We start from the raw sequence: 23,017 nt of genomic DNA, 5'->3' as shown, positions 1-23,017 counted from the left end.
CAATCTCACAACACAACGATGGAGAAGATGCAGAGACTGGCCCCCTTTCATTCAGAAAGAGGGCCAGGAATGAAGAAACAGGAAAAATGAAATGAAAATTTCGTTGTCGCAGGTTGCCGGATGGCGGCGCGAACGCCTTACCCGGCCTACGGGTTAGCGCCATCCGGCATTACTCACTCAATACTGACGCGCCTTTTTCACCTGATCGAACGTCTGCTCGGCGGCTTTTCGCACCGACGGTGAATCGGCCACCTGCGCATCGCCGGTGCGCCACCATGAGGCGTAATCGTGAGTCATCGTTTTTGGCAGCACTTTAATATCCAGCAGCGTCGGCCCCGGATGCGCGCGCGCCGCCTCCAGCGCCGTCAGCAGGCTCTGCTCATCATGCACCCGCCACGCCCGGCAGCCGTAGCTTTGCGCATTTTGGGCGAAATCAACCGCCACCAGCGGGCCGTCCAGCTGACCGGATTGTGGTTGACGGGCGCGATTCTCGGTGCCAAAACTGCCCATCCCATGCCCCATTTGCAGGTTATTGATACAGCCAAACCCGCCGTTATCAAACAGCAGGATGGTGATTTTTATCCCCTCCTGCACCGCCGTTTGCAGCTCGGAATGCAGCATCATGTACGAACCGTCGCCCACCATCGCATAGACCGGCTGCTGCGGCTTCGCGAGCTTCGCCCCAAGCGCGGCCGCAATTTCATACCCCATACAGGAATAGCCGTACTCCAGGTGGTAGCTGTCGGGCGTTTTCACCTGCCAGAGACGCTGCAAATCGCCCGGCAGCGATCCCGCCGCGCCGACCACAATGGCGTCATCCTCAATGTGCTGGTTGATAATCCCCAGAACGCGAGTCTGAGTCAGCCGCGTGTTCAGCGCTTCACTGTATTCCGCCAGTTGCGCATCAAGGTGCCCGGCAATTTCCGGCGCGTCATCCGGGCGCCACTGGCGAGACCACAGCCGGCGGCACTCCTCGTCCCAGGCCGATTTCGCCTGCGCCACCTCGTCCCCCCAGCCGCTGCGATAATCCTGAAGCCCTTCCGTCAGCGCCGTCAGACCGGCGCGGGCATCGGCCACCAGCGCCGTGGCGTCCAGTTTGAGGGCATCGAACTCGGCGACATTCAGCAGGAGAAATTCTACGTCCGGGTGTGCAAACAGCGCTTTCGAACCGGTAGTGAAATCGGTCAGACGCGTGCCGACGCCGATAACCAGATCGGCCTGTGGCGCAAGCTGGTTTGCCGCCAGCCCGCCGGTAACGCCAATACCGCCCAGATTCAGCGGATGGTCGCTGACCAGCGCGCCTTTCCCGGCCTGGGTTTCCGCAAACGGCAGGTGCAGGTTTTCCACAAACTGACGAAACGCGTCGTGCGCGCCGGAATAACGCACCCCGCCGCCGCAAACCACCAGCGGGCGGCGTTTACGGGCAATCAGCGCCCGCGCCTGCGCCAGCCGGTGTGGGTCCGGCGGTCGTCTTTCAATATGGTGAACGCGACGGACAAAGAAACTCTGCGGGTAATCCCAGGCTTCGCCCTGCACATCCTGCGGTAAACAGATCGTCACCGCGCCGGTATCAGCCGGATCGGTCAGGGTGCGCATGGCGTTAAGCATCGCGCTCATCAACTGTTCCGGGCGGTTGATACGATCCCAGTAGCGCGAAACCGGGCGAAAGCAGTCGTTGGTGCTGATACTGAGATCGTGGTACTGCTCGATTTGCTGTAATACCGGGTCCGGCTGGCGGCTGGCGTAGATATCGCCCGGCAACAGCAGCAGCGGAATACGGTTCGCCGTCGCCGTGGCCGCCGCCGTCACCATATTGGCCGCGCCGGGCCCTACCGAAGAGGTGACGGCGTAAATGCGCTGGCGACGGTGCTGTTTCGCGAACCCTGTCGCCATGTGCGCCATTCCCTGTTCATTACAGCCCTGATGCACCCGCAAGTGCCCGGCGTCCTGCTCCAGCGCCTGCCCGATGCCGAGTACGTTGCCGTGGCCGAAGATGGTCGCCACGCCTTCGATGAACGGCATCTCCTGCCCGTCTACATCGACGTACTGTTGGTTGAGAAACGTGACCAGCGCCTGCGCCATGGTCATACGTACGGTTGTCATAAGTCCCTCCGTCAGCCCAGCGTTGGCATGGAGAACGCGGCACCGCTATCCTGCTGCATCTCCGGCCAGCGGGCGGTAACGGTTTTCATGCGGGTATAAAAACGCACGCCGTCATTACCATGAACGTTAAGCGGACCAAAAATAGACCGTTTCCAGCCGCCGAAGCTGTGGAACGCCATCGGCACCGGAATCGGCACGTTAACGCCGACCATCCCGGCCTGCACCTCTTCACAGAAACGACGCGCGCAGCCGCCGTCGCGGGTAAAGATCGCCGTCCCGTTGCCATATTCGTGGCGATTAATCAGATCCACCGCGCTGGCGTAATCCTTCACCCGCACCACGGAGAGTACCGGGCCAAAGATCTCTTCTTTGTAAATCGTCATCTCAGGCGTGACGTTATCAAACAAGGTCGGCCCGACGAAAAAGCCCTGTTCGTGGCGCTTCACGCTAAAGCCGCGGCCATCCACCCGCAGCCGCGCGCCCTGCGCCTCGCCGCTGTCGATATAGCCCAGCACTTTACTGCGATGTGCGGCGGAGATCAGCGGCCCCATCTCATTTTCCGGCGTTTGATCAAGCCCCGGCCCAACGCGTAACGCGGCGATCTGCGTTTCCAGCCGCGCGCAAAGTTCGTCCGCCGTGTTATCCCCCACCGCCAGCACCACGGAGAGCGCCATACAGCGCTCGCCCGCCGCACCGTACGCCGCGCCCATAATCGCATTGGTCGCCATATTCATGTCGGCGTCCGGCATCAGAATGCAGTGGTTTTTCGCCCCGCCCAACGCCTGACAGCGTTTGCCGTGCGCCGACGCCGTCTGATAAATATATTCTGCAATCGGCGTCGAGCCGACAAAGCTGACGGCCTGAACGCGCGGATCGGTCAGCAGAACATCCACCGCTTCTTTATCGCCCTGCACGACGTTAAAAACGCCATCCGGCAGACCAGCCTCTTTCAGCAGTTTTGCCAGCGCAAGCGACAGCGAGGGATCTTTTTCCGACGGCTTAAGCACAAAGGTATTGCCGGTAGCCAGCGCAATGGGGAACATCCACATCGGCACCATCGCCGGGAAGTTGAACGGGGTGATCCCGGCGCACACGCCCAGAGGCTGCATCAGTGAATGGCTGTCAACGCCGGTGCCGACATTCGCCGAATGTTCGCCTTTTTGCAGGTGTGGAATGCCGCAGGCAAACTCGACCACTTCCAGACCGCGCGTCAGTTCGCCCACCGCATCAGAATACACTTTGCCATGTTCTTCACTGACCAGCCGGGCAAGCGAATCCATGTTCTGCTCCAGCAGCGCTTTAAAACGAAACAGCACTCGCGCGCGTTTCAGCGGCGACTGCCTTGACCAGGCAGCAAACGCCTGCTGCGCAGCGGCAATGGCTCGCTCCGTTTCCTGCGCCGTGCTCATCACCACCTGACGAATTTGCTCGCCCGTGGCGGGGTTGAAGATCGCCTGAATGCGCTGGCCTGAGCCTGTAACACATTCGCCGTGAATAAAATTCGCTACCGTCTCCATCCTGAACCTCTCGCTGTTAATACGTGACTGTTACCCGAACACTGTATATGAAACAAACGTTCTATTTTAAGTTGAAATAAAATAAATATTGATTATTGTGATCAGGAATGGATTTTTATGTTAACAGGCTGCATCGACGAGCCGGATGTATCGCTAACATTTAAAATGTACGGTTTTGCGTTTAGAATCAGAAAACTAAGTATGGGGGATAACATGACGACAGCATCCAGTCTGAGCGAGCTACAGCAGCAAATTCGCGACCGTTACGATAGTCTCAGTAAACGATTGCAGCAGGTGTCCCGCTATGTGCTGGATAACACTAACAGCGTAGCGTTCGATACCGTCGCCGTCATCGCCGAGCGGGCGGACGTGCCGCCATCGACGCTTATCCGTTTCGCCAATGCGTTTGACTTCACCGGTTTCAACGAAATGAAACAACTGTTTCGTATGAACCTGGTGGAAGAAACGGCCAGCTACAGCGATCGCGCGCGGCTGTTCAGAGAGATGGAGAGCGAATCCGTACCGGAAACGCCGTTAGACATCCTGCAAGAATTTGCCCGTTCGAATGCTCAGGCGCTGCAACAGCTGGCGTCGCGTACCGATCCCGACATGCTGCAACGCGCCGTTCAATTACTGGCGGAGGCCGACACGATTTATATCGCTGGCCTGCGGCGCTCTTTTAGCGTGGCCGCCTATCTGACCTACGCGCTCAGCCACCTTGAATGCCGCCCAATACTGCTTGATGGCATGGGGGGGATGCTGCGAGAGCAAATCAGCCGTATCAAGAGTCGCGATATTGTTATCTCCATCAGCTTTTCCCCTTACGCAGAAGAGACGGTCATGGTCAGCGAAACCGCAGCCAGCGTCGGCGCAAAGCAAATTGTCATTACCGACAGTCAGATAAGCCCACTGGCGACCTTCAGCGATCTCTGCTTTGTGGTCAAAGAGGCGCAGGTAGACGCTTTTCGCTCACAATCCGCGACGCTTTGTCTGGTGCAGTCATTGGTTGTCGCTCTGGCCTACAGGCAGGGAAACAGCCATAAATAATCGTTAAGGCGTGGACGAAGATAATATTGCTTAAAATAGCGTTATTTTTTGATCATGCGTTAATTCAAAATGCCCCTTTACAGGGGCACAAACGCAACGCTTTTTCGTGTGCAGTGTTACTCTTTATTTATCTTTTCGCTGGCGCGAAAACTTTTTCATGTAAATCCAGATATAACTCATCAATCTGCGTAAACGGATTGATACAATCGTTCTTCTCAAGCCATGCTCTGAGCCTGGCGCTTTCCTCACACGCCTTAAGACCATTTTTCTTTATTAGGCTATAGAGTCCATTATACTTTTCGCTATAATCTTTCAAATGCGTATTTTTAAGGTATTCCTTGCAGTTCTGTGCCGCGCTTTTATTTGCTTTAACAAATGGCCGTCTTAACACTTCATAATGGAGTAAAAACCAGACCTCGATGCAGGGATCAGAACGCAGGATCTTCGCCTGAGGATACCGGTCGCCACCAAGGGACTTTTTACGCCGTGAAAAAGTATGTTCTTTTAACATACCGGATGCCAGGTCAATATCTTTCCCAAACTCATCCGTATCAATTAGGCAATAAATCAGCTCAAATTCAAGATCCTGCTCATAAAGATCAATGGCGGTGCGTACAACGCTACTTGGGTTTGAATGGCGCCCAGGTTCAATATAAACGTCTGTATTCGCTATTTTAAGGTCTTTAACCATATCCTTAAAATAGGTTGGTTCGGTCTCCGTACCTTCGCAAACGATCAGGGTTTTCTTGCGCTCAGATTTAACTTTACCGCTGCCTCGTTTTTTCAATGCAGAAGGAGAAATTAACTCTTTCATTTTCCTGGCCATCATTCACCCCAAAAAAGGAACGCCACCAAATTTACCCAAATCCCAGCCTTTTATAATAGAGTCCTCAAACCTGGGGGCAAAATCGCTCAGTGGATAAAGCACGGTTTCAAGCTCGCTATTTTTCTCCAGGAACCATATTTGATCCCGTCTGACGAGTTTTTCCGTATCTAATAGAACGTTTGAATGCGTTGTGAGAATCAGCTGCAAAAGACGTTCAGAGTGTTTGACCATTAACTCAAAAATCGCTCTGACGATATAAGGGTGGAGCGATGATTCAAACTCATCAAGAACCAGTACGCTTTTTTCACCGGCCTCACAGCACAGTAAAAGAATGCCTGATAGATCGAATAACTTCTTCGTTCCCGAAGATAATCTTTCATAAGGGATGTTTTTCTTGATACCGCTGGACGTCGTATGTTCTAAAACAATTTGAAAACCGACATCGCTCAATATCATTTTTTTCATTTCTTCTGGCATCTCATCAGGTAACGTCACATTCTTTTTCGTTACCGAAATATCAGAAATAGAAAGATCAAACTTGTTTAAAAACTCAAGTATTTTATTTTTTTTCTGTTCATCGCCATCAGCCAGATCGTCTAAAAAAGAGTATCTGGATGCCATTCGGAAAACATCATCATTGCGATTACTGGATACAATTAAATCGCCTCTGAACCAGTTAATAAATTCATCCAGTTGTGAGACATCATAAGCATGCAGAATGGATACGAATGGCGAGCGTTTGCTGTTATTGGCTTTTTCTATTGCCACTTCATACGTTTTTTTATCTATCTGCAACGATGGGCAGTAGTATTCGAATTCATTGGTTTCAGCATTATATACTCTGGAGATAATCGTCTTCGGTCTTACCCCTTTTTTTGAGTAAACCCATAAACCTTCAGCTTCTATCGCGTCTGTACCGATAGATAACGTATATTGATATCGTTCACCGGTCGTGCCGATAAAACTGATCTCAAAATCAGTAGGCGCGGTTAACTGTTCCTCATCAAAAATAAATTTAGGTATTTCTCTATCGATAAACCGCGTTCTTATTGAATCATTCTGTGAACTATCAGCAAACCCTCTAAGGATATAGGATTGCAGAAAATCTAAAGCTTCAACAAAACTACTTTTGCCCGCGCCGTTAGCACCATAAATTACTGCGACCTTATTAATCAGCAGATCATCAAAATGCTCAGCTGTTGCCGTCGTCTCTGGATGCTCTTTATAAGATTTTTTAGCAGCCATCGATAAAGTTTGTTTTTGGCTAAAAACTTTAAAATTCTGCACTGAAAATTCAATAAGCATTTATAACTCCTTTTTTTGTGAAAAAATCACAAATTTTCCGGTTAAAGCCTATCACGCAACCTTCCCGATTGCCAGATCAACGTTGTCTGATTGTCAACCCATATGACCGCTTATCACGACAGTTTCTACAATATTCACGACCCCCTACGGAGCCCCCGTCTCTCCCACATCCAGACCTCATTGATTCAATTACAGTTTATTCCTAAAGCCACCGCCTTTCTGCCGTGTCATGCTTAACCACGCATATAACTGATAACGTTAAGCGAGGTTCTTATGAAAAAAACAATGATCGCCTTATCTGCACTTCTGCTGGCTTCCCCTGTTTTTGCTGCGACCACACACGCGACCGATAACGACGTTGCAGCCGCTCATGAAAGCGCAAATACCGCCAAAGAGAAGCTGCACCAGGCGCAGAATCAGGGTGAAGAGCTGAAACTGAAATCTGAACATGCCGCTGAAGGTAAAAGCGACAACCTGAGCAGTAAAGTGAGCGAAGGCTCGCAGAAGGCCTGGAATAAGACCAAAGAAGGCACCGAAAAAGGCTGGAATGCCACGAAAGAAGGTGCTGAGAAAGGCTGGAACAAAACCAAAGAAGGCGCAGCAGAACTTGAGAAAAAAGTCAGCGAATAATTTTGCCTGACATGAGAAAAAAGCCGCTAATGCGGCTTTTTTTATTCCCGCGAATCCCCCTTTATCCGGCCTGCGGTGATAACGTTTTTATTTACTGCGCCGTCGTTAAAAACCGCACCCGCACACGCAGACCGCCCAGCGTTTCACTGCGCGACAGTTGCGGATGGGTACGGTGCAGGCGGGCGATGTCGTTAACCAGCGCCAGACCGATCCCCGCCCCGCTCTCATTCCCCACGTTAGCAAGCCGATGAAACGGCATCAGCGCCTGCGGGATCTGCTCAGCGTCAATCCCTGGCCCATTGTCTTCCACCACCAGCACAACAGCCTCGCCATCCCGCAATAGCCGTGCCGTTACCGTTCCCTGCGACGGCGTATATTTCAGCGCATTATCCAGCAAATTCGCGCACAGCTCGCCGAGCAAAACGTCATCCCCTTCAATCCACACCGCCTCTTGCTCACCTTCATACCCCAGATCGATAGCCTTGCTGCGCGCCTGCGCCAGACGGCTAAAACAGCTCATCTGCACCACCTCATACAGATTAACCGGCAAGAACTGTCGCTCCCCCTGCTCTTTACGTTTCACCGCCGACAGTTGCAACAGCCGCTCCGTCAGCAAAATCGTGCTATCCAGCGTCGCGCTCATCGCCCGCAAACTTTCGTGCCACTGCTGCGGCTGTTGACTGGCTAACGCCACCGCCGCCTGCGTTTTCAATACGGCCAGCGGCGTTTTTAACTGATGGGACGCATCGGCGCTAAAGCGTTCCTGACGGGAGATCAGCGCGCGCAGGCGATCAATGTAGCGGTTAAAGGCGACGATCAGCAGCCGGGTCTCTGACCAGGGCAGCAGTTCCGGCAAGGGCGTCAGCAGGCCCGGTTCACGACGCACCATCAGCGAGGAGAGCTGGCGCATCGGCTTCAGAATACGTCGCAGCAGCCAGCCAACGAGAATCAATGTCAGCAGCACCAGCAGCCCTTGCGACACCCATGAGGAGAACAGCAGTTGCCCGGCCAGATAGCGCCGGGACTGTAGCGTCTCGGCAACGTAGATCTCCGCCATCCCGAATATCGCCCCTTCATTTACCGGCTGGAGCAGGCGCGCCACGCGGATCGCCTGTCCGCGATACTGGGTGTGATAAAACCACGCCAGCGCCGGGTAGAGCCGGGTTCGCGAGGTGGAAGGCGGCATCGCGGGCAGATCGTCATAACCGGAGATCACCTTGCCGCCCGGGTCCACGACTTTGTAATAGAGACGGTCGTTCATGTTGAGTTCAAAGCTGTCGAGCACCACCCAGGGGACATTCACCTCCAGTTTGTCGTGGCGCACCACCAGCCGTTCCGCCACCGTTCTCGCAGAAGAGAGCAGCGTCCTGTCGTAGGCCTGCGTCGCGGCCTGTAGCGCGCTAACGTAGCTGTTAAATGCCGACAATCCCCACAACAGCACCAGCGGCAATCCGAGGAACAACAACAGTTGCAGGTACAGCGACTGGGGTTTAGCCCACCTCATCGCCGCACTCCAGCACGTAACCCAGCCCACGCAGGGTGGTGATCCGCACGTTACTGCCCTGCAATTTTTTCCGCAGACGATGGATATAGAGTTCGATGCTCTCCGGGCTGACCTCATCGCTCAGGCTGAAGATCTGTTCAAACAGCTGCTGGCGCGACACCGGTCGCGTTCTGCGGTACATCAATACCGTCAGCAACGCCTGCTCACGCGGGGTCAGCGCCAGCGGCTGCGCCTGAAGCAAAAAGTAACCTTCATCGTGAAACGCCAGATCGCCAAGCTGCTGCAACTCCTGCACCTGACCCGCGCTGCGCCGCAGTAATGCCCGCAGCCGCGCATCAAGTTCTTCAATCTCAAACGGTTTTGGCAGATAGTCATCCGCTCCGACGTTCAGCCCTTTCACCCGATCCGCCACCGCGCTGCGCGCCGTCAGCAGCAGCACCGGCAGCGTTTGTCCACGCTTGCGCAGGCGCTGCACCACTTCCAGTCCGTCCAGCCCCGGCATGTTGATGTCGAGCACCGCCAGCGCATAGGTCTCAGTGTGCAGAAGATGATCGGCCGCCTGGCCATCGAATACGCAGTCCACGGCAAAACCGTTCTGCACCAGCGCTTTTTCCAGCCAGTGAGCCAGTTCACGGTTATCTTCCGCTAATAAGAGACGCATATCACATCCTGTAAAGTTTCTGCCGCATTGAAAGGGAATTGAAAGGTTATTGTTTTAACAATCACGCAACCGAACTGCTACATGTCGGCTCACATAATCACAAAAATCTTCTTCCGTATCTGAAAACTCGGACGTCCGCGTGAGGATAAACAATGACAAAACAATTACTTCGTGCCCTTACTGCAAGCGTTTTACTGATGAGCACCGCTGTACTGGCGCAGGACGCGCCGTCGCGTACTGAATGTATCGCCCCGGCCAAACCCGGCGGCGGGTTTGATCTCACCTGTAAGCTGATTCAGGTGAGCATGATGGAAACTGGCGCTATCGAAAAACCGATGCGCGTCACCTACATGCCGGGCGGCGTCGGCGCGGTCGCCTATAACGCTATCGTCGCCCAGCGTCCTGGCGAACCGGGGACGGTCGTCGCCTTCTCCGGCGGCTCGCTGCTTAATCTGTCGCAGGGGAAATTTGGTCGTTACGGCGTGGATGACGTGCGCTGGCTGGCGAGCGCCGGTACTGATTACGGCATGATCGCCGTGCGCGCCGACTCCCCGTGGAAGTCGCTAAAAGATCTGCTCGCCGCGATGGAGAAAAATCCTGACAGCGTGGTGATTGGCGCTGGCGCATCGATTGGCAGCCAGGACTGGATGAAGTCGGCGCTGCTGGCGCAAAAAGCCAATGTCGATCCGCACAAGATGCGCTACGTGGCGTTTGAAGGCGGCGGCGAACCGGTCACTGCGCTGATGGGCAACCATGTGCAGGTGGTTTCCGGCGATCTCAGTGAAATGGTGCCTTACCTGAGCGGCGATAAAATTCGCGTGCTGGCGGTATTTTCTGAAGAACGCCTGCCGGGTCAGTTAGCCAACGTCCCGACCGCCAAAGAGCAAGGATACGACCTGGTCTGGCCGATCATTCGCGGCTTCTACGTGGGGCCAAAAGTCAGCGATGCCGACTACCAGTGGTGGGTAGAGACCTTCAAAAAGCTCCAGCAGACCGACGAGTTTAAAAAGCAGCGCGAGCTGCGCGGCCTGTTTGCATTCGACATGACCGGCAAGCAGCTTGACGACTACGTCAAAAAGCAGGTCGCCGATTACCGCGAGCAGGCGAAAGCCTTCGGCCTCGCGAAATAAACCTGGAGGCAATCATGAGCGATCGTATTTTTGCAGGTATCTGGCTGTTGCTCTGCGTTGCCGGGCTGTTCATCGCCTGGCAGATTCAGAGTGAATACAGCTACGAACCGGTCGGCCCTCGCCCGTTTCCGCTGGGCATTATCGGTCTGATGGCGCTCTGCGCGCTGGCGCTGTTATTGCGTCATCCCGATACCGTTAGCTGGCCTCACCACCATGTGCTGCAAAAGCTGCTCACGATGGTGATTGTCCTGCTGATGTACGCCTGGGGATTTGAGTGGCTGGGCTTCCCGGTTGCCACCGCCATTCTCACCCTGGTCATCGGCATTCTGTTCGGCGCAACAATCCCGGCTGCGGGCATTTCCGGCGCGGTTCTCGGCATCCTGCTGTGGTATGCCTTCGACCGTCTGCTTGACGTCACCTTACCTCTCGGCGCCTGGCTGAGTTAACGGAGAAACGATGGATACCTGGATATATCTTTCTCAGGGTTTTGCGGTGGCAATGACGCCGGAAAACCTGGTGATCGCGCTGATCGGCTGCTTCGTCGGCACCATTGTCGGCCTGCTGCCGGGTCTTGGCCCGATTAACGGCGTGGCGATTTTACTGCCGCTGGCTTTCGCCCTGCATCTGCCTGCGGAGTCCGCGCTGATCCTGCTGGCTACGGTTTATATCGGCTGTGAATACGGCGGGCGTATTTCGTCGATTCTGCTCAACGTGCCCGGCGATGCGGCGGCGATCATGACCGCGCTCGACGGTTATCCGATGGCGCAACAGGGGCGCGGCGGCGTCGCGCTTTCCATCTCGGCGGTCAGTTCATTTTTTGGATCGCTTATCGCCATCGGCGGGATAATCCTGTTCGCGCCGTTGCTGGCGCAATGGTCGCTGGCGTTTGGCCCGGCGGAATACTTTGCGCTGATGGTCTTTGCCATCGCCTGCCTCGGCAGCATGATGGCGCAAAATCCACTGAAATCATTTCTGGCAGCGCTGATCGGTCTGGGTCTGGCGACCGTCGGCGTAGACGCCAACACCGGGGTTTATCGCTTTACTTTTGACAGCGTACATCTCTCCGACGGTGTGCAGTTCATCGTGGTGGTGATCGGTTTGTTCTCTGTCTCAGAAATTCTATTAATGCTGGAACATACCAGCAGCGGCCAGAAACTGGTACGCAAAACCGGGCGCATGTTGTTTAACGCCAAAGAAGGGGCGCAGTGCGTAGGCGCAACGTTACGCTCATCGGTGATTGGCTTCTTCGTCGGCGTGCTGCCGGGCGCAGGCGCCACTATCGCCAGCGCCATCACCTACATGACCGAGAAGAAGATCAGCGGCAACAGCGACAGCTTCGGTAAAGGCGATATCCGTGGCGTGGCGGCACCGGAAGCCGCGAACAACGCGTCGGCCTGCGGTTCATTCATCCCCATGCTGACCCTCGGCGTACCGGGTTCCGGCACCACGGCGGTAATGATGGGAGCGCTGACGCTGTATAACATCACGCCAGGGCCTGCGATGTTCACCGAACAGCCGGATATCGTCTGGGGGCTGATCGCCGCGCTGCTGATCGCCAACGTGATGCTGCTGGTCATGAACATCCCGCTGATTGGCATGTTCACCCGTATGCTGACCATCCCGCTGTGGTTCCTTGTCCCGGCGATTGCCGCCGTTTCTGCGGTCGGCGTGTACGCGGTACACAGCACCACGTTCGATCTGGTGCTGATGGTGGCGCTCGGTATACTGGGCTACATTCTGCGCAAAATGCACTTCCCCATGTCGCCGCTGATCCTCGGCTTTGTGCTGGGCGAAATGCTGGAGCAGAACCTGCGCCGCGCGCTCTCTATCAGCAACGGCAATATGGCGATTTTGTGGGAGAGCGGTGTGACGAAAGCGCTGCTGACGATGGCGATAGCGGTGATTATCATCCCGCCGCTGCTGCGCCTGCTCCGCAAACGCAACAATAAGCCACAGGTGGATATCGGCTAACGGATTGCCGGATGGTGTTGCGCCATCCGGCAATCATCACTGTCGCGCCTCAATCCGCTGTAGCATATACGGGAAGAAAGGATTCGACGTCACGCGCATCAACGTATCCAGCCCCACCGCCAGCGTGGACGTTTCCCCGCGCAGCGCGATAGTCCCGATACTGATTCCATAGCGGTTCAGTTCGTCCGGTTGCAGACCATACAGCGAATCACTGAGCGGAAACGGCACCGCCACATGCGACAGCGAATACATCTCCTGCGGCCAGGCCAACGGCAACGGCTGAACCTGCTCCACATGCTCCCCGGCCGGGGTATCGCGCGCCACGACATTCAGCGTTTCCGGCGTCGCATTCGTGATGATGGTTGTGCGATAGTTGCGCGGCGCTGGCGGTAACAACTGAGTAATGGCGGTATACGATGAGGTGCGCAACAGCGGACGCAGACTGGCGGCCTGATTGATATCGAACAACACCAGCTCGCTGCCGTTATTGCCCAGCCAGCGATAGAACGACGCCACCACCGCACGGGTGCTCACCGTGGAATCCATAATTGACTGGAAGGTCAACACCGGCGGCAGTTCGTTAAGGCGGGAGCTTCGCGCATCCCGCGAAATCTGCTGTTGTAATGCTTTTGTCAGCAGATAAGACTGACGCGCGGCGTTAACCGGAAACGAGTTATATTTGAACGGATTATATTCTGGCGTGACGTTCAACCACGCCGCTTTGGCAAACGCTGGAAAGAGCGCAGGTAAACCCGCCAGTCCGGCAAAACGGGCGAATGCCGTCACGCCGATCATCGGCGACAGCAGGATAAGCTGCTGAGGACGCCGCAACGTGTTGTCTTCCAGCGCGTCCAGCGTGTACTTGAGCGCCAGCGCCCCGCCGTTTGAGTAGCCCACCAGATGCAACGGCACATCACGCCCCGCGAGCCGCGTCGCTTCCCGAACCGCCAGCCGCGAGGCGGCAAGCCACTGTTCCCACTCCACCGCCGTTAACGCGCCGGGAGCGGTGCCGTGCCCAGGCAGACGCGGCACAACGGCGATAAAGCCACGCTGCTGATAATCCTTAGCAACGTATTTCATGCTGTAGGGCGAATCCGTTAAGCCATGCAGTAACACAGCAACACCACGCGGTTTACCCTGCGGCATGAGTACGTACGAGCGATTGCCGTTGGGCGAAAACTGCGGCGGCCAGACCCGGCTGTTATGGTAAAAACGGTTGATGGGCGTCTGCTCATCCGGCTTCAGCTTATCCGTCACTCCGGTTTTCAGATGGCTAAACAGCGCCTCTTCCCGCGCCAGGTACTGCGAAAAAGTGGCCTTATCCAGCGCGTTGGCAGACATTTCGCTACCGGTCCAGGTATGCCAGAGATGAAGATCGGGCCCGCTTTCTGTCTGGTAAACCCGCACGCCAAGAAAAACGATCAGAACCACAAGCAGCGTCAACGCCACATGCCTGATGAGCGATGCCAGTCCGGTACTCATCCATTTAAGGCGTCGGAATAGATTTTTTATCAATGGCTTAATCCCTGTCTCCCGCTCATCTGCTATTTCACAAACAGAATCAGTTTAGGCTGCGGATGTAAATCCTGTCTCATTTCTTAATCCCCGATATTTATAATGTTAAATATTTGTTGTTTTTGATCACAAAAATTAAACAAATTGTCAGTTTTGTATGCGTTTATCAAAAATGTAGATATTTTTAGTTTATGGCTACGAAATGAGCATCGCCATGTCTCCCTGACCATTTACTGAGAGGATCGATTCTGATGAATGCACTGACCGCCGTAAAAACAAATGCTGATAGTGTCACCCGCAGCGACGCCGGATTTACCTTCGCCCCTTCCGTACAGTCGCCGCGTCTGCTGGAGCTGACCTTTAGCGCAAAAACGACGGCGCAATTTTTGCAGCAGGTGGAACAGTGGCCGGTACAGGCGCTGGAATACAAATCCTTTTTACGTTTTAAGGTCGGTCAGATCCTCGACGCCTTATGTGGCAACCAGCTACAGCCGCTGCTTATTAAAACGCTGCTGGATCGCGCCGAAGGCGCACTGCTGATCAACGCCGAAGGGATCGACAACGTAGAACAGGCTGACGAGATGGTCAAGCTGGCGACGGCGGTGGCGCACCTTATCGGGCGTTCTAATTACGATGCGATGAGCGGCCAGTACTACGCGCGCTTTGTGGTGAAGAACGTCGATAATTCAGACAGCTACCTGCGACAACCGCACCGCGTGATGGAGCTGCATAACGACGGCACCTACGTTGAGGAAGTTACCGACTACGTGCTGATGATGAAAATCGACGAACAAAATATGGCGGGCGGAAACTCACTGTTGCTACACCTTGATGACTGGGAGCATCTGGAGCGCTTTTTCAGCCACCCGCTGGCACGTCGCTCCATGCGTTTTGCCGCGCCGCCGAGCAAAAACGTCAGCCACGATGTTTATCATCCGGTATTTGACGTTGACCAGCAGGGGCGCCCGGTCATGCGCTATATCGACCAGTTCGTCCAGCCAAAAGATTTTGAAGAGGGCGTCTGGCTCAGCGATCTCTCCGATGCGCTGGAAACCAGCAAAAACATCCTCTCTGTTCCGGTGCCGGTCGGTAAATTCCTGTTGATTAACAACCTGTTCTGGCTGCACGGGCGCGATCGTTTTACGCCACACCCGGATCTGCGCCGTGAACTGATGCGCCAGCGCGGTTATTTCGCTTATTCCACCCATTGCTACCAGACTCATCAATAAGCGCGGTCAGACGAAGGAATTGAGCGGATGTATGATTTTGTAATTATTGGCGGCGGCATTATCGGCATGTCGACCGCCATGCAGCTTATTGATGTGTATCCAGACGCCAGCATCGCCCTGCTGGAAAAAGAGTCCGAACCGGCCTGTCATCAGACGGGTCACAACAGCGGCGTGATCCATGCCGGGGTCTACTACACTCCCGGTAGCCTCAAAGCGCAGTTTTGCCTCGCCGGAAATCGCGCCACCAAAGCCTTTTGCGATCAAAACGGCATTCGCTACGACACCTGCGGAAAAATGCTGGTGGCGACATCCGAACTGGAAATGACGCGGATGCGGGCGCTGTGGGATCGCACGGCGGCAAACGGCCTGGAACGCGAGTGGTTAAGCGCGGCGGAACTGCGGGAGCGGGAGCCGAACATCACCGGTCTGGGCGGGATTTTTGTCCCCTCCAGCGGAATTGTCAGCTACCGGGACGTGACGGCGGCGATGGCGAAAATCTTCCAGGCCAAAGGCGGTGAGATTGTCTACAACGCGGAGGTCAGCGCGCTGAAGGAACATGCGGCGGGCGTGGTGATCACAACCCGGGGCGGGCAGATATACGAAGCCTCAACCCTGATTAGCTGTTCCGGGCTGATGGCCGACCGGCTGGTTAAAATGCTGGGGGTCGATCCCGGTTTTATCATCTGCCCGTTCCGTGGCGAATACTTCCGTCTGGCGTCGCAGCATAATCAAATCGTTAACCATTTGATCTATCCCATTCCCGATCCGGCGATGCCGTTTTTGGGCGTCCACCTCACCCGGATGATCGACGGCAGCGTTACCGTCGGGCCTAACGCCGTGCTGGCTTTTAAACGAGAAGGCTACCGGAAAGGCGATTTTTCATTATCCGATACGCTGGAAATTTTCGGTTCGTCCGGCATCCGCCGCGTGTTGCAAAACAATCTGCGCTCAGGGCTTGGCGAAATGAAGAACTCACTGTGCAAAAGCGGCTATCTGCGGCTGGTGCAAAAATATTGCCCCAGCCTGACCTTAAAAGATTTGCAGCCGTGGCCTGCTGGCGTGCGGGCGCAGGCGGTGTCGCCGGATGGCAAGCTGATCGACGATTTCCTGTTTGTTACCACGCCACGATCCATTCACACCTGCAATGCGCCCTCTCCGGCGGCCACATCAGCCATTCCCATCGGGGCGCATATCGTCAGCAAAGTGCAGACGCTGCTGGCAAGCCAGAGTCATCCCGGACGCACGCTACGTGCGGCGCGTCGCGTGGACTCATTAAACGCCGCATTCACCCGTTAACCCTTTTAAGACAGGAAGCAATCATGCAACTTAACGATCCCACCTTGTTCCGCCAGCAGGCGTTTATCGAGGGGCAATGGCGCGACGCCAGAAGCGGCGACACAATCGCCGTAACCAACCCAGCGAACGGCCAGCCGTTAGGCAGCGTACCGAAAATGGGGGCAGAAGAGACCCGCGAAGCCATTGACGCCGCTAACCGCGCGCTGCCCGCCTGGCGCGCACTCACCGCCAAAGCGCGGGCGAATATTCTGCGTCGCTGGTTCAATTTGATGATGGAGCACCAGGACGATCTCGCCCGCCTGATGACGCTGGAACAGGGGAAGCCGCTGGCGGAAGCAAAAGGAGAAATCAGCTATGCCGCCTCTTTTATTGAATGGTTTGCCGAAGAGGGTAAGCGTATCTATGGCGACACGATTCCAGGCCACCAGGCCGATAAGCGCCTGATCGTTATCAAGCAGCCGATTGGCGTTACCGCCGCCATCACGCCGTGGAATTTCCCCTCGGCGATGATTACCCGCAAAGCCGGCCCGGCGCTGGCGGCCGGTTGTACGATGGTTCTGAAACCCGCCAGCCAGACGCCGTTTTCCGCCCTGGCGCTGGCTGAACTGGCGAACCGCGCCGGGGTTCCCGCAGGCGTCTTTAACATCATCACCGGTTCTGCGGGAGCGGTCGGCAATGAACTGACCAGCAACCTGCTGGTGCGCAAACTGTCGTTTACCGGCTCAACCGAAATTGGCCGTCAGCTGATGGAACAGTGTGCGAAAGACATCAAAAAGGTGTCGCTGGAGCTGGGCGGCAACGCGCCGTTCATCGTCTTTGATGACGCCGATCTGGATAACGCCGTGGAAGGCGCGCTGGCCTCTAAGTTTCGCAATGCCGGGCAGACCTGCGTCTGCGCTAACCGCCTGTATGTGCAGGACGGCGTGTATGACCGCTTTGCGGAAAAACTCCAGCAGGCGGTGAGCAAGCTGCATCTCGGCGACGGCCTGCAAGCAGACGTCACCACCGGGCCGCTGATTGACGAAAAAGCGGTAGCCAAAGTGCAGGAACACATCGCCGACGCGCTGGAGAAAGGCGCAAAAGTGCTCTGCGGCGGTAAGGCGCATGCGCTCGGCGGCAACTTCTTCCAGCCCACCATCCTGGTGGACGTCCCCAATAACGCGAAAGTGGCTAAAGAAGAGACGTTCGGCCCCCTCGCCCCGCTATTCCGCTTTAAAGATGAAGCTGACGCGATCGCGCAGGCGAACGATACCGAGTTCGGTCTGGCGGCCTATTTCTACGCCCGCGATTTAAGCCGCGTGTTTCGCGTCGGCGAAGCGCTGGAGTACGGCATTGTCGGCATCAACACCGGCATTATCTCCAACGAAGTCGCGCCATTCGGCGGGATTAAAGCCTCCGGTCTTGGCCGCGAAGGTTCTAAGTACGGCATCGAAGATTATTTAGAAATCAAATACATGTGTATCGGTCTTTAAAAAAACAATACTGGAGAACACCTGATGAGCAGCAATAAAGAATTAATGCATCGCCGCAGTAACGCCGTTCCTCGCGGCGTAGGACAGATCCACCCTATTTTTGCCGATCGCGCGGAAAACTGCCGGGTCTGGGATGTGGAAGGCCGCGAGTATCTCGATTTTGCAGGCGGTATTGCGGTGTTGAATACCGGGCACCTGCACCCGGAGATCGTCTCGGCGGTCGAAGCACAACTGAAAAAGCTGTCGCATACCTGTTTTCAGGTGCTCGCCTACGAGCCGTATCTGGAGCTGTGCGAACTCATGAACCAGAAGGTGCCAGGCGATTTCGCGAAGAAAACCCTGCTGGTGACTACCGGTTCCGAAGCGGTGGAAAACGCGGTGAAAATCGCCCGTGCGGCGACAAAGCGTAGCGGCGCCATCGCTTTTAGCGGTGCCTATCATGGCCGTACCCACTACACCCTGTCGCTGACCGGAAAAGTCAATCCCTACTCTGCCGGAATGGGGCTGATGCCAGGCCACGTTTACCGCGCGCTCTACCCCTGCGCCCTGCACGGCATCAGTGATGATGACGCGATTGCCAGCATCCAGCGCATCTTTAAAAACGATGCCGCGCCGGAAGATATTGCCGCCATCATCATTGAACCGGTACAGGGAGAAGGCGGTTTTTATGCGGCCTCGCCCGCTTTTATGCAGCGTCTGCGCGCACTCTGCGACGAACACGGGATCATGCTCATTGCCGATGAAGTGCAAAGCGGCGCGGGGCGTACCGGTACGCTTTTCGCGATGGAGCAGACAGGCGTCGCGCCGGACCTCACCACCTTCGCCAAATCGATTGCCGGCGGCTTTCCGCTGGCGGGAGTAACCGGTCGCGCCGATGTGATGGACGCCATCCCGCCTGGCGGTCTGGGCGGCACCTACGCCGGTAATCCTCTCGCCTGCGCCGCCGCGCTGGCGGTACTGAACATTTTCGAGCAGGAAAACCTGCTGCAAAAAGCCAAAGACCTGGGGCAAGCCCTGCGTAAAGGGCTGCTGAATATTGCTGAAACGCACCGCGAGATTGGCGACGTGCGCGGCCCGGGAGCGATGATCGCCATTGAGCTGTTTGAAAATGGCGATCGCAGCAAACCGGACGCGAAGCTGACCGCCGACATCGTCGCCCGCGCCCGTGATAAAGGGCTGATCCTGCTCTCCTGCGGGCCGTACTACAACGTGCTGCGCATTCTGGTGCCGCTGACTATCGAAGAAGCGCAAATTCAGCAAGGGCTGGACATCATCGCCCAGTGTTTTGATGAGGCGAAGCAAGGTTAGGTCGTTGTAGGCCGGATAAGGCGCTTGCGCTGCCATCCGGCAATGTTGTGATGCCCGGTGGCGCTCCGCTTACCGGGCCTACGCATCAAGAGCAGCCAACAGCTTCAATAACAATAACGGGGTAAGAAGATGGGGCAATTGTCAGAATCACATGCTTTAGGTGGCGGACTGAAATCCCGCCACGTCACCATGCTGTCTATCGCCGGCGTCATTGGCGCCAGTCTGTTTGTCGGTTCCAGCGTCGCGATTGCGCAAGCCGGGCCTGCGGTACTGCTGGCTTACCTGTTTGCCGGGTTGCTGGTCGTTATGATTATGCGAATGCTGGCCGAAATGGCCGTCGCCACGCCGGATACCGGCTCTTTCTCAACCTATGCGGATAAAGCCATCGGCCCCTGGGCGGGCTACACCATCGGCTGGCTGTACTGGTGGTTCTGGGTGCTGGTTATCCCGCTGGAGGCCAATATTGCCGCCATCATCCTGCATTCATGGATACCGGGCGTCCCCATCTGGCTGTTCTCTCTGGCGATCACCATCGCATTAACCGGCAGTAATTTGCTGAGCGTCAAAAATTACGGCGAGTTCGAATTCTGGCTGGCGCTGTGCAAAGTGATTGCCATTCTGGCGTTTATCGCGCTGGGCGCGGCGGCAATTAGCGGCTTTTATCCCTACGCAGACGTGAGCGGCGTTTCACGCCTGTGGGATCACGGCGGCTTTATGCCCAATGGCTTCGGCGCGGTACTGAGCGCGATGCTGATCACCATGTTCTCATTTATGGGCGCAGAGATTGTCACGATTGCCGCCGCCGAGTCCGACACGCCGGATAAGCATATCGTGCGCGCCACCAACTCGGTGATCTGGCGTATTTCAATCTTCTACCTGTGCTCTATTTTCGTGGTGGTCGCGCTCATCCCGTGGAACATGCCGGGACTCAAAGACGTTGGTTCCTACCGTTCGGTACTGGAATTGCTGCATATTCCTTATGCCAAAGCGATCATGGACTGCGTGATTTTATTGTCAGTCACCAGTTGCCTGAATTCCGCGCTGTATACGGCGTCGAGAATGCTCTACTCCCTCAGCCGTCGTGGCGATGCGCCCGCCGTTATGGGCAAACTCAACCGCAGCAGGACGCCGTATGTGGCGGTGCTGTTATCCACGGGGGCGGCATTTCTCACGGTGGTGGTAAATTATTACGCCCCGGCGAAAGTGTTTAAATTCCTGATCGACAGCTCCGGCGCGATCGCCCTGCTCGTCTACCTGGTGATTGCGGTTTCCCAGCTCAGAATGCGGAAAATCCTGCTGGCGGAAGGGAGTGAAATTAAGCTGAAAATGTGGCTCTATCCGTGGCTGACCTGGCTGGTTATCGCTTTTATCTGCTTTGTGCTGGTGGTGATGCTATTCCGACCGGCGCAACAGCTGGAGGTGATTTCTACCGGGCTGTTAGGACTGGGGATCATTTGCACCGTGCCGATTATGTCCCGCTGGAAAAAACTGGTATTGTGGCAAAAAACGCCGTTGCAAAATACGCGTTAGACCTGTGTCCCGGCGCGCGCCGGGATATCAGCCCAATGCTATTCAGGAGTTGTACCATGACCGCCTCTGCCCAACCGACGGCCATAGATGGATACCGATGGCTCAAAAACGATATTATTCGCGGCGTTTATCAGCCCGATGAGAAGCTGCGCATGAGTCTGTTAACATCACGCTATGAGTTAGGCGTGGGGCCGTTGCGGGAGGCGCTTTCTCAACTGGTGGCGGAACGGCTGGTCACGGTGGTGAACCAGAAAGGCTATCGCGTGGCGTCAATGTCGGAGCAGGAACTGCTCGATATTTTCGATGCCCGCGCCAATATGGAAGCCATGCTGGTGCAACTGGCTATTGCGCGTGGCGGCGATGAGTGGGAAGCCGATATTCTCGCCAGGGCGCATATGCTCAACAAACTGGAATCGAGCGATGCCAGCGAACGTATGCTGGATGAGTGGGATCAGCGCCATCAGGCATTTCATACGGCCATTGTTGCCGGTTGCGGCTCACATTATCTGCTGCAAATGCGCGAGCGACTTTTCGATCTGGCGGCACGCTACCGTTTTATCTGGCTGCGCAAAACGGTTCTGTCCGTTGAAATGCTCGAAGATAAACATATTCAGCATCGGGCGCTTATGGAGGCTATTCTGGCGCGCGATGCCGCACGCGCCAGCGAATTAATGCGCCAGCATTTACTGACGCCAATTCCGATTATTCAACAGGCGATGGCCGGTAAACTTCAGCAGGAACAGAGCTGAGTCCGGTTACTCTTCCGGGATACGTAAAACCTGCCCGGGATATATTTTATCCGGGCTTTTCAGCATCGGCTTATTCGCTTCAAAGATTTTGTTGTACAGGTTGGCATTACCGTAAACCTGTTTTGAAATAGCGCTCAACGTGTCGCCTGATTTCACCGTATAAAATTGACTCTCCGCCGCAGGCGCTGACGTTTTAACCTGATCTTCCACACTGCCGATCCCGGAAATATTCCCGATCGCAATGAGGATTTTTTCTTTCGCTTCCTGACTTAAACCGTCGCCCGTTACCGTCGCTTTACCGTCCGTCACCTGCACATTGACTTTATCGGCATCAGGAATACCGGTTTTGTTTAAGTGTTCCTGCACCTTTTTCGCCAGATCATCTTTATCATGATTTCCGGTTACGGCATCCCAGAGCTTTTCGCCCGCATCTTTCACAAAATTGAAGAGACCCATATTTACCTCGGTTGTACACAATAGACACCCAGAGAGTGTAGCAGAGGGAAGCGGCTTAACAGGGAAACGGCATGACATATTGCTGGCGCAAACTGTAAGGCGAACAAGACATTCCTCATTTACACCCTTTACGCTGCCAGGAAGCTGATTTACGCTGCTAAATACACCGTATTGTCCACCAGGAGAAACCATGACAACCGGGACGATTTCCCCGCGCGAAGCACAGGCGCTGATAGCACAAGGGGCAACGCTGATTGATATCCGTGACGCCGATGAATACCTGCGCGAACATATTCCCGACGCGCAGCTGGCGCCGCTCTCCACGCTTGAGCACGGCGCGTTTCCGGCGGCGTTACGGGCTGAACGCGTCATCTTTCACTGTCAGTCCGGCAGGCGTACCAGCGGCAATGCCGCAACGCTCCAGGCGGTCGCCGCCCCCGCAGAAGTCTGGCTACTGGAGGGGGGAATCGAAGGCTGGAAAGCTGCGGGCCTGCCCGTGGCGGAAGATAAGTCTCAGCCGCTGCCGCTGATGCGTCAGGTGCAAATTGTCGCCGGAGGACTGGTTTTACTGGGCGTTGCGCTGGGTTACACCGTCAGTAGCGGTTTCTTCCTGATCAGCGGCTTTGTTGGCGCCGGGTTAATGCTGGCGGGATTCACGGGTTTCTGCGGCATGGCGCGACTGCTCGAAAAGATGCCCTGGAACCGGCGAGCACATTAAGCGGTAGCGCCAGAATCGCCGCAGTCCCCGGCGGGCCGGGTGGTTTGTAC

20 protein-coding genes are annotated in these 23,017 nt (G+C 55.6%); 12 read left to right on the top strand and 8 right to left on the bottom strand.

Annotation, left to right across the window (positions count from 1 at the left end):
• Positions 1–177: 177 nt before the first annotated feature.
• On the bottom strand, positions 178–2,103 hold the full coding sequence (gene iolD / locus OGV79_RS12000) for a 3D-(3,5/4)-trihydroxycyclohexane-1,2-dione acylhydrolase (decyclizing) (protein WP_286468453.1): 1,926 nt from the start codon (positions 2,101–2,103) through the stop codon (positions 178–180).
• 11 nt (positions 2,104–2,114) lie between these two features.
• Positions 2,115–3,620 carry a CoA-acylating methylmalonate-semialdehyde dehydrogenase gene (locus OGV79_RS11995; protein WP_071257958.1) on the bottom strand — a complete coding sequence of 502 codons (1,506 nt, stop codon included), beginning with the start codon at positions 3,618–3,620 and terminating at the stop codon, positions 2,115–2,117.
• A gap of 213 nt (positions 3,621–3,833) precedes the next feature.
• Between OGV79_RS11995 and OGV79_RS11990 the strand changes: the two genes are divergently transcribed.
• Positions 3,834–4,667 (top strand): MurR/RpiR family transcriptional regulator, encoded by an 834-nt coding sequence (locus OGV79_RS11990; protein ID WP_047463948.1) that lies wholly within the window; start codon positions 3,834–3,836, stop codon positions 4,665–4,667.
• A gap of 127 nt (positions 4,668–4,794) precedes the next feature.
• On the opposite strand, the gene OGV79_RS11985 is transcribed toward OGV79_RS11990, so the two are convergent.
• Together OGV79_RS11985 and OGV79_RS11980 are read right to left on the bottom strand one after the other, a co-directional pair.
• Positions 4,795–5,481, bottom strand: a complete 687-nt coding sequence (locus OGV79_RS11985) for an RloB family protein (RefSeq protein WP_286468452.1) — start codon at positions 5,479–5,481, stop codon at positions 4,795–4,797.
• Positions 5,482–5,496: 15 nt separating this feature from the next.
• Positions 5,497–6,798: an AAA family ATPase gene (locus OGV79_RS11980; protein ID WP_012134761.1), complete on the bottom strand. Its 1,302-nt coding sequence runs from the start codon at positions 6,796–6,798 to the stop codon at positions 5,497–5,499.
• Positions 6,799–7,071: 273 nt separating this feature from the next.
• Here OGV79_RS11980 and OGV79_RS11975 point away from each other — a divergent pair, with 273 nt between their 5' ends.
• Positions 7,072–7,428 carry a KPN_00521 family repetitive protein gene (locus tag OGV79_RS11975; RefSeq protein WP_012134762.1) on the top strand — a complete coding sequence of 119 codons (357 nt, stop codon included), beginning with the start codon at positions 7,072–7,074 and terminating at the stop codon, positions 7,426–7,428.
• A 91-nt stretch (positions 7,429–7,519) separates the two neighbouring features.
• Here OGV79_RS11975 and OGV79_RS11970 read toward each other — a convergent pair whose 3' ends face one another.
• The gene (locus OGV79_RS11970; RefSeq protein ID WP_047461775.1) at positions 7,520–8,932 is read right to left on the bottom strand and encodes a sensor histidine kinase; all 1,413 of its coding nucleotides are present in this window, start codon (positions 8,930–8,932) and stop codon (positions 7,520–7,522) included.
• Complete coding sequence (gene tctD / locus OGV79_RS11965) at positions 8,919–9,593, bottom strand: transcriptional regulator TctD (RefSeq protein ID WP_058667992.1); 675 nt, start codon at positions 9,591–9,593, stop codon at positions 8,919–8,921. Before tctD ends, OGV79_RS11970 begins: the two co-directional genes overlap by 14 nt.
• 152 nt (positions 9,594–9,745) lie before the next feature.
• On the opposite strand from tctD, the gene OGV79_RS11960 reads away from it, so the two are divergent.
• The 3 genes from OGV79_RS11960 to OGV79_RS11950 are packed head-to-tail and all read left to right on the top strand — an operon-like array spanning position 9,746 to position 12,694.
• Positions 9,746–10,723, top strand: a complete 978-nt coding sequence (locus OGV79_RS11960; RefSeq protein WP_230031973.1) for a Bug family tripartite tricarboxylate transporter substrate binding protein — start codon at positions 9,746–9,748, stop codon at positions 10,721–10,723.
• Between the two features lie 11 nt (positions 10,724–10,734).
• Entirely contained in the window at positions 10,735–11,169 is a 435-nt protein-coding gene (locus tag OGV79_RS11955) for a tripartite tricarboxylate transporter TctB family protein (protein ID WP_160880288.1), read from the top strand.
• A gap of 10 nt (positions 11,170–11,179) precedes the next feature.
• A complete protein-coding gene (locus OGV79_RS11950) occupies positions 11,180–12,694 on the top strand; it encodes a tripartite tricarboxylate transporter permease (RefSeq protein ID WP_012134767.1) in 1,515 nt (504 codons plus the stop codon).
• A gap of 36 nt (positions 12,695–12,730) precedes the next feature.
• On the opposite strand, the gene OGV79_RS11945 is transcribed toward OGV79_RS11950, so the two are convergent.
• Complete coding sequence (locus OGV79_RS11945) at positions 12,731–14,206, bottom strand: alpha/beta hydrolase (RefSeq protein ID WP_286468513.1); 1,476 nt, start codon at positions 14,204–14,206, stop codon at positions 12,731–12,733.
• A 254-nt stretch (positions 14,207–14,460) separates the two neighbouring features.
• On the opposite strand from OGV79_RS11945, the gene glaH reads away from it, so the two are divergent.
• The 6 genes from glaH to csiR all read left to right on the top strand — a co-directional run bounded on the left by glaH (position 14,461) and on the right by csiR (position 21,793).
• Positions 14,461–15,438, top strand: a complete 978-nt coding sequence (gene glaH / locus OGV79_RS11940) for a glutarate dioxygenase GlaH (protein WP_058667993.1) — start codon at positions 14,461–14,463, stop codon at positions 15,436–15,438.
• Positions 15,439–15,465: 27 nt separating this feature from the next.
• Complete coding sequence (lhgD, locus tag OGV79_RS11935; protein WP_047461764.1) at positions 15,466–16,734, top strand: L-2-hydroxyglutarate dehydrogenase; 1,269 nt, start codon at positions 15,466–15,468, stop codon at positions 16,732–16,734.
• A 23-nt stretch (positions 16,735–16,757) separates the two neighbouring features.
• Positions 16,758–18,206 carry an NADP-dependent succinate-semialdehyde dehydrogenase gene (gabD, locus tag OGV79_RS11930; RefSeq protein ID WP_275166651.1) on the top strand — a complete coding sequence of 483 codons (1,449 nt, stop codon included), beginning with the start codon at positions 16,758–16,760 and terminating at the stop codon, positions 18,204–18,206.
• Between the two features lie 24 nt (positions 18,207–18,230).
• Positions 18,231–19,514, top strand: coding sequence for a 4-aminobutyrate--2-oxoglutarate transaminase (gene gabT, locus OGV79_RS11925; protein WP_058667995.1), 1,284 nt, complete (start codon positions 18,231–18,233; stop codon positions 19,512–19,514).
• Between the two features lie 129 nt (positions 19,515–19,643).
• Positions 19,644–21,044, top strand: a complete 1,401-nt coding sequence (gabP, locus tag OGV79_RS11920) for a GABA permease (protein ID WP_115608926.1) — start codon at positions 19,644–19,646, stop codon at positions 21,042–21,044.
• Between the two features lie 56 nt (positions 21,045–21,100).
• Positions 21,101–21,793, top strand: coding sequence for a DNA-binding transcriptional regulator CsiR (gene csiR / locus OGV79_RS11915; RefSeq protein WP_012134775.1), 693 nt, complete (start codon positions 21,101–21,103; stop codon positions 21,791–21,793).
• 6 nt (positions 21,794–21,799) lie between these two features.
• On the opposite strand, the gene lysM is transcribed toward csiR, so the two are convergent.
• Entirely contained in the window at positions 21,800–22,249 is a 450-nt protein-coding gene (gene lysM, locus OGV79_RS11910) for a peptidoglycan-binding protein LysM (protein WP_012134776.1), read from the bottom strand.
• Positions 22,250–22,439: 190 nt separating this feature from the next.
• On the opposite strand from lysM, the gene OGV79_RS11905 reads away from it, so the two are divergent.
• Positions 22,440–22,967 carry a rhodanese family protein gene (locus OGV79_RS11905; protein WP_286468451.1) on the top strand — a complete coding sequence of 176 codons (528 nt, stop codon included), beginning with the start codon at positions 22,440–22,442 and terminating at the stop codon, positions 22,965–22,967.
• The last annotated feature ends 50 nt before the right edge of the window (positions 22,968–23,017 follow it).

The sequence above is a fragment of the Citrobacter sp. CK185 genome, from assembly GCF_030333565.1.
Classification (GTDB): domain Bacteria; phylum Pseudomonadota; class Gammaproteobacteria; order Enterobacterales; family Enterobacteriaceae; genus Citrobacter_B; species Citrobacter_B koseri.
The sequence above is the reverse complement of the archived record's forward strand: the minus strand, read 5'-3'. Positions and strand labels throughout refer to the sequence as shown.

Coding starts and splice junctions, on each gene's coding strand:
- lysM (WP_012134776.1), bottom strand. CDS start 22,249: ATGGGTCTCTTCAATTTTGTGAAAGATGCGGGCGAAAAGCTCTGGGAT.
- glaH (WP_058667993.1), top strand. CDS start 14,461: ATGAATGCACTGACCGCCGTAAAAACAAATGCTGATAGTGTCACCCGC.
- OGV79_RS11905 (WP_286468451.1), top strand. CDS start 22,440: ATGACAACCGGGACGATTTCCCCGCGCGAAGCACAGGCGCTGATAGCA.
- OGV79_RS11990 (WP_047463948.1), top strand. CDS start 3,834: ATGACGACAGCATCCAGTCTGAGCGAGCTACAGCAGCAAATTCGCGAC.
- csiR (WP_012134775.1), top strand. CDS start 21,101: ATGACCGCCTCTGCCCAACCGACGGCCATAGATGGATACCGATGGCTC.
- OGV79_RS11985 (WP_286468452.1), bottom strand. CDS start 5,481: ATGAAAGAGTTAATTTCTCCTTCTGCATTGAAAAAACGAGGCAGCGGT.
- OGV79_RS11970 (WP_047461775.1), bottom strand. CDS start 8,932: ATGAGGTGGGCTAAACCCCAGTCGCTGTACCTGCAACTGTTGTTGTTC.
- gabT (WP_058667995.1), top strand. CDS start 18,231: ATGAGCAGCAATAAAGAATTAATGCATCGCCGCAGTAACGCCGTTCCT.
- OGV79_RS11995 (WP_071257958.1), bottom strand. CDS start 3,620: ATGGAGACGGTAGCGAATTTTATTCACGGCGAATGTGTTACAGGCTCA.
- gabP (WP_115608926.1), top strand. CDS start 19,644: ATGGGGCAATTGTCAGAATCACATGCTTTAGGTGGCGGACTGAAATCC.
- OGV79_RS11980 (WP_012134761.1), bottom strand. CDS start 6,798: ATGCTTATTGAATTTTCAGTGCAGAATTTTAAAGTTTTTAGCCAAAAA.
- OGV79_RS11960 (WP_230031973.1), top strand. CDS start 9,746: ATGACAAAACAATTACTTCGTGCCCTTACTGCAAGCGTTTTACTGATG.
- iolD (WP_286468453.1), bottom strand. CDS start 2,103: ATGACAACCGTACGTATGACCATGGCGCAGGCGCTGGTCACGTTTCTC.
- OGV79_RS11975 (WP_012134762.1), top strand. CDS start 7,072: ATGAAAAAAACAATGATCGCCTTATCTGCACTTCTGCTGGCTTCCCCT.
- tctD (WP_058667992.1), bottom strand. CDS start 9,593: ATGCGTCTCTTATTAGCGGAAGATAACCGTGAACTGGCTCACTGGCTG.
- lhgD (WP_047461764.1), top strand. CDS start 15,466: ATGTATGATTTTGTAATTATTGGCGGCGGCATTATCGGCATGTCGACC.
- gabD (WP_275166651.1), top strand. CDS start 16,758: ATGCAACTTAACGATCCCACCTTGTTCCGCCAGCAGGCGTTTATCGAG.
- OGV79_RS11950 (WP_012134767.1), top strand. CDS start 11,180: ATGGATACCTGGATATATCTTTCTCAGGGTTTTGCGGTGGCAATGACG.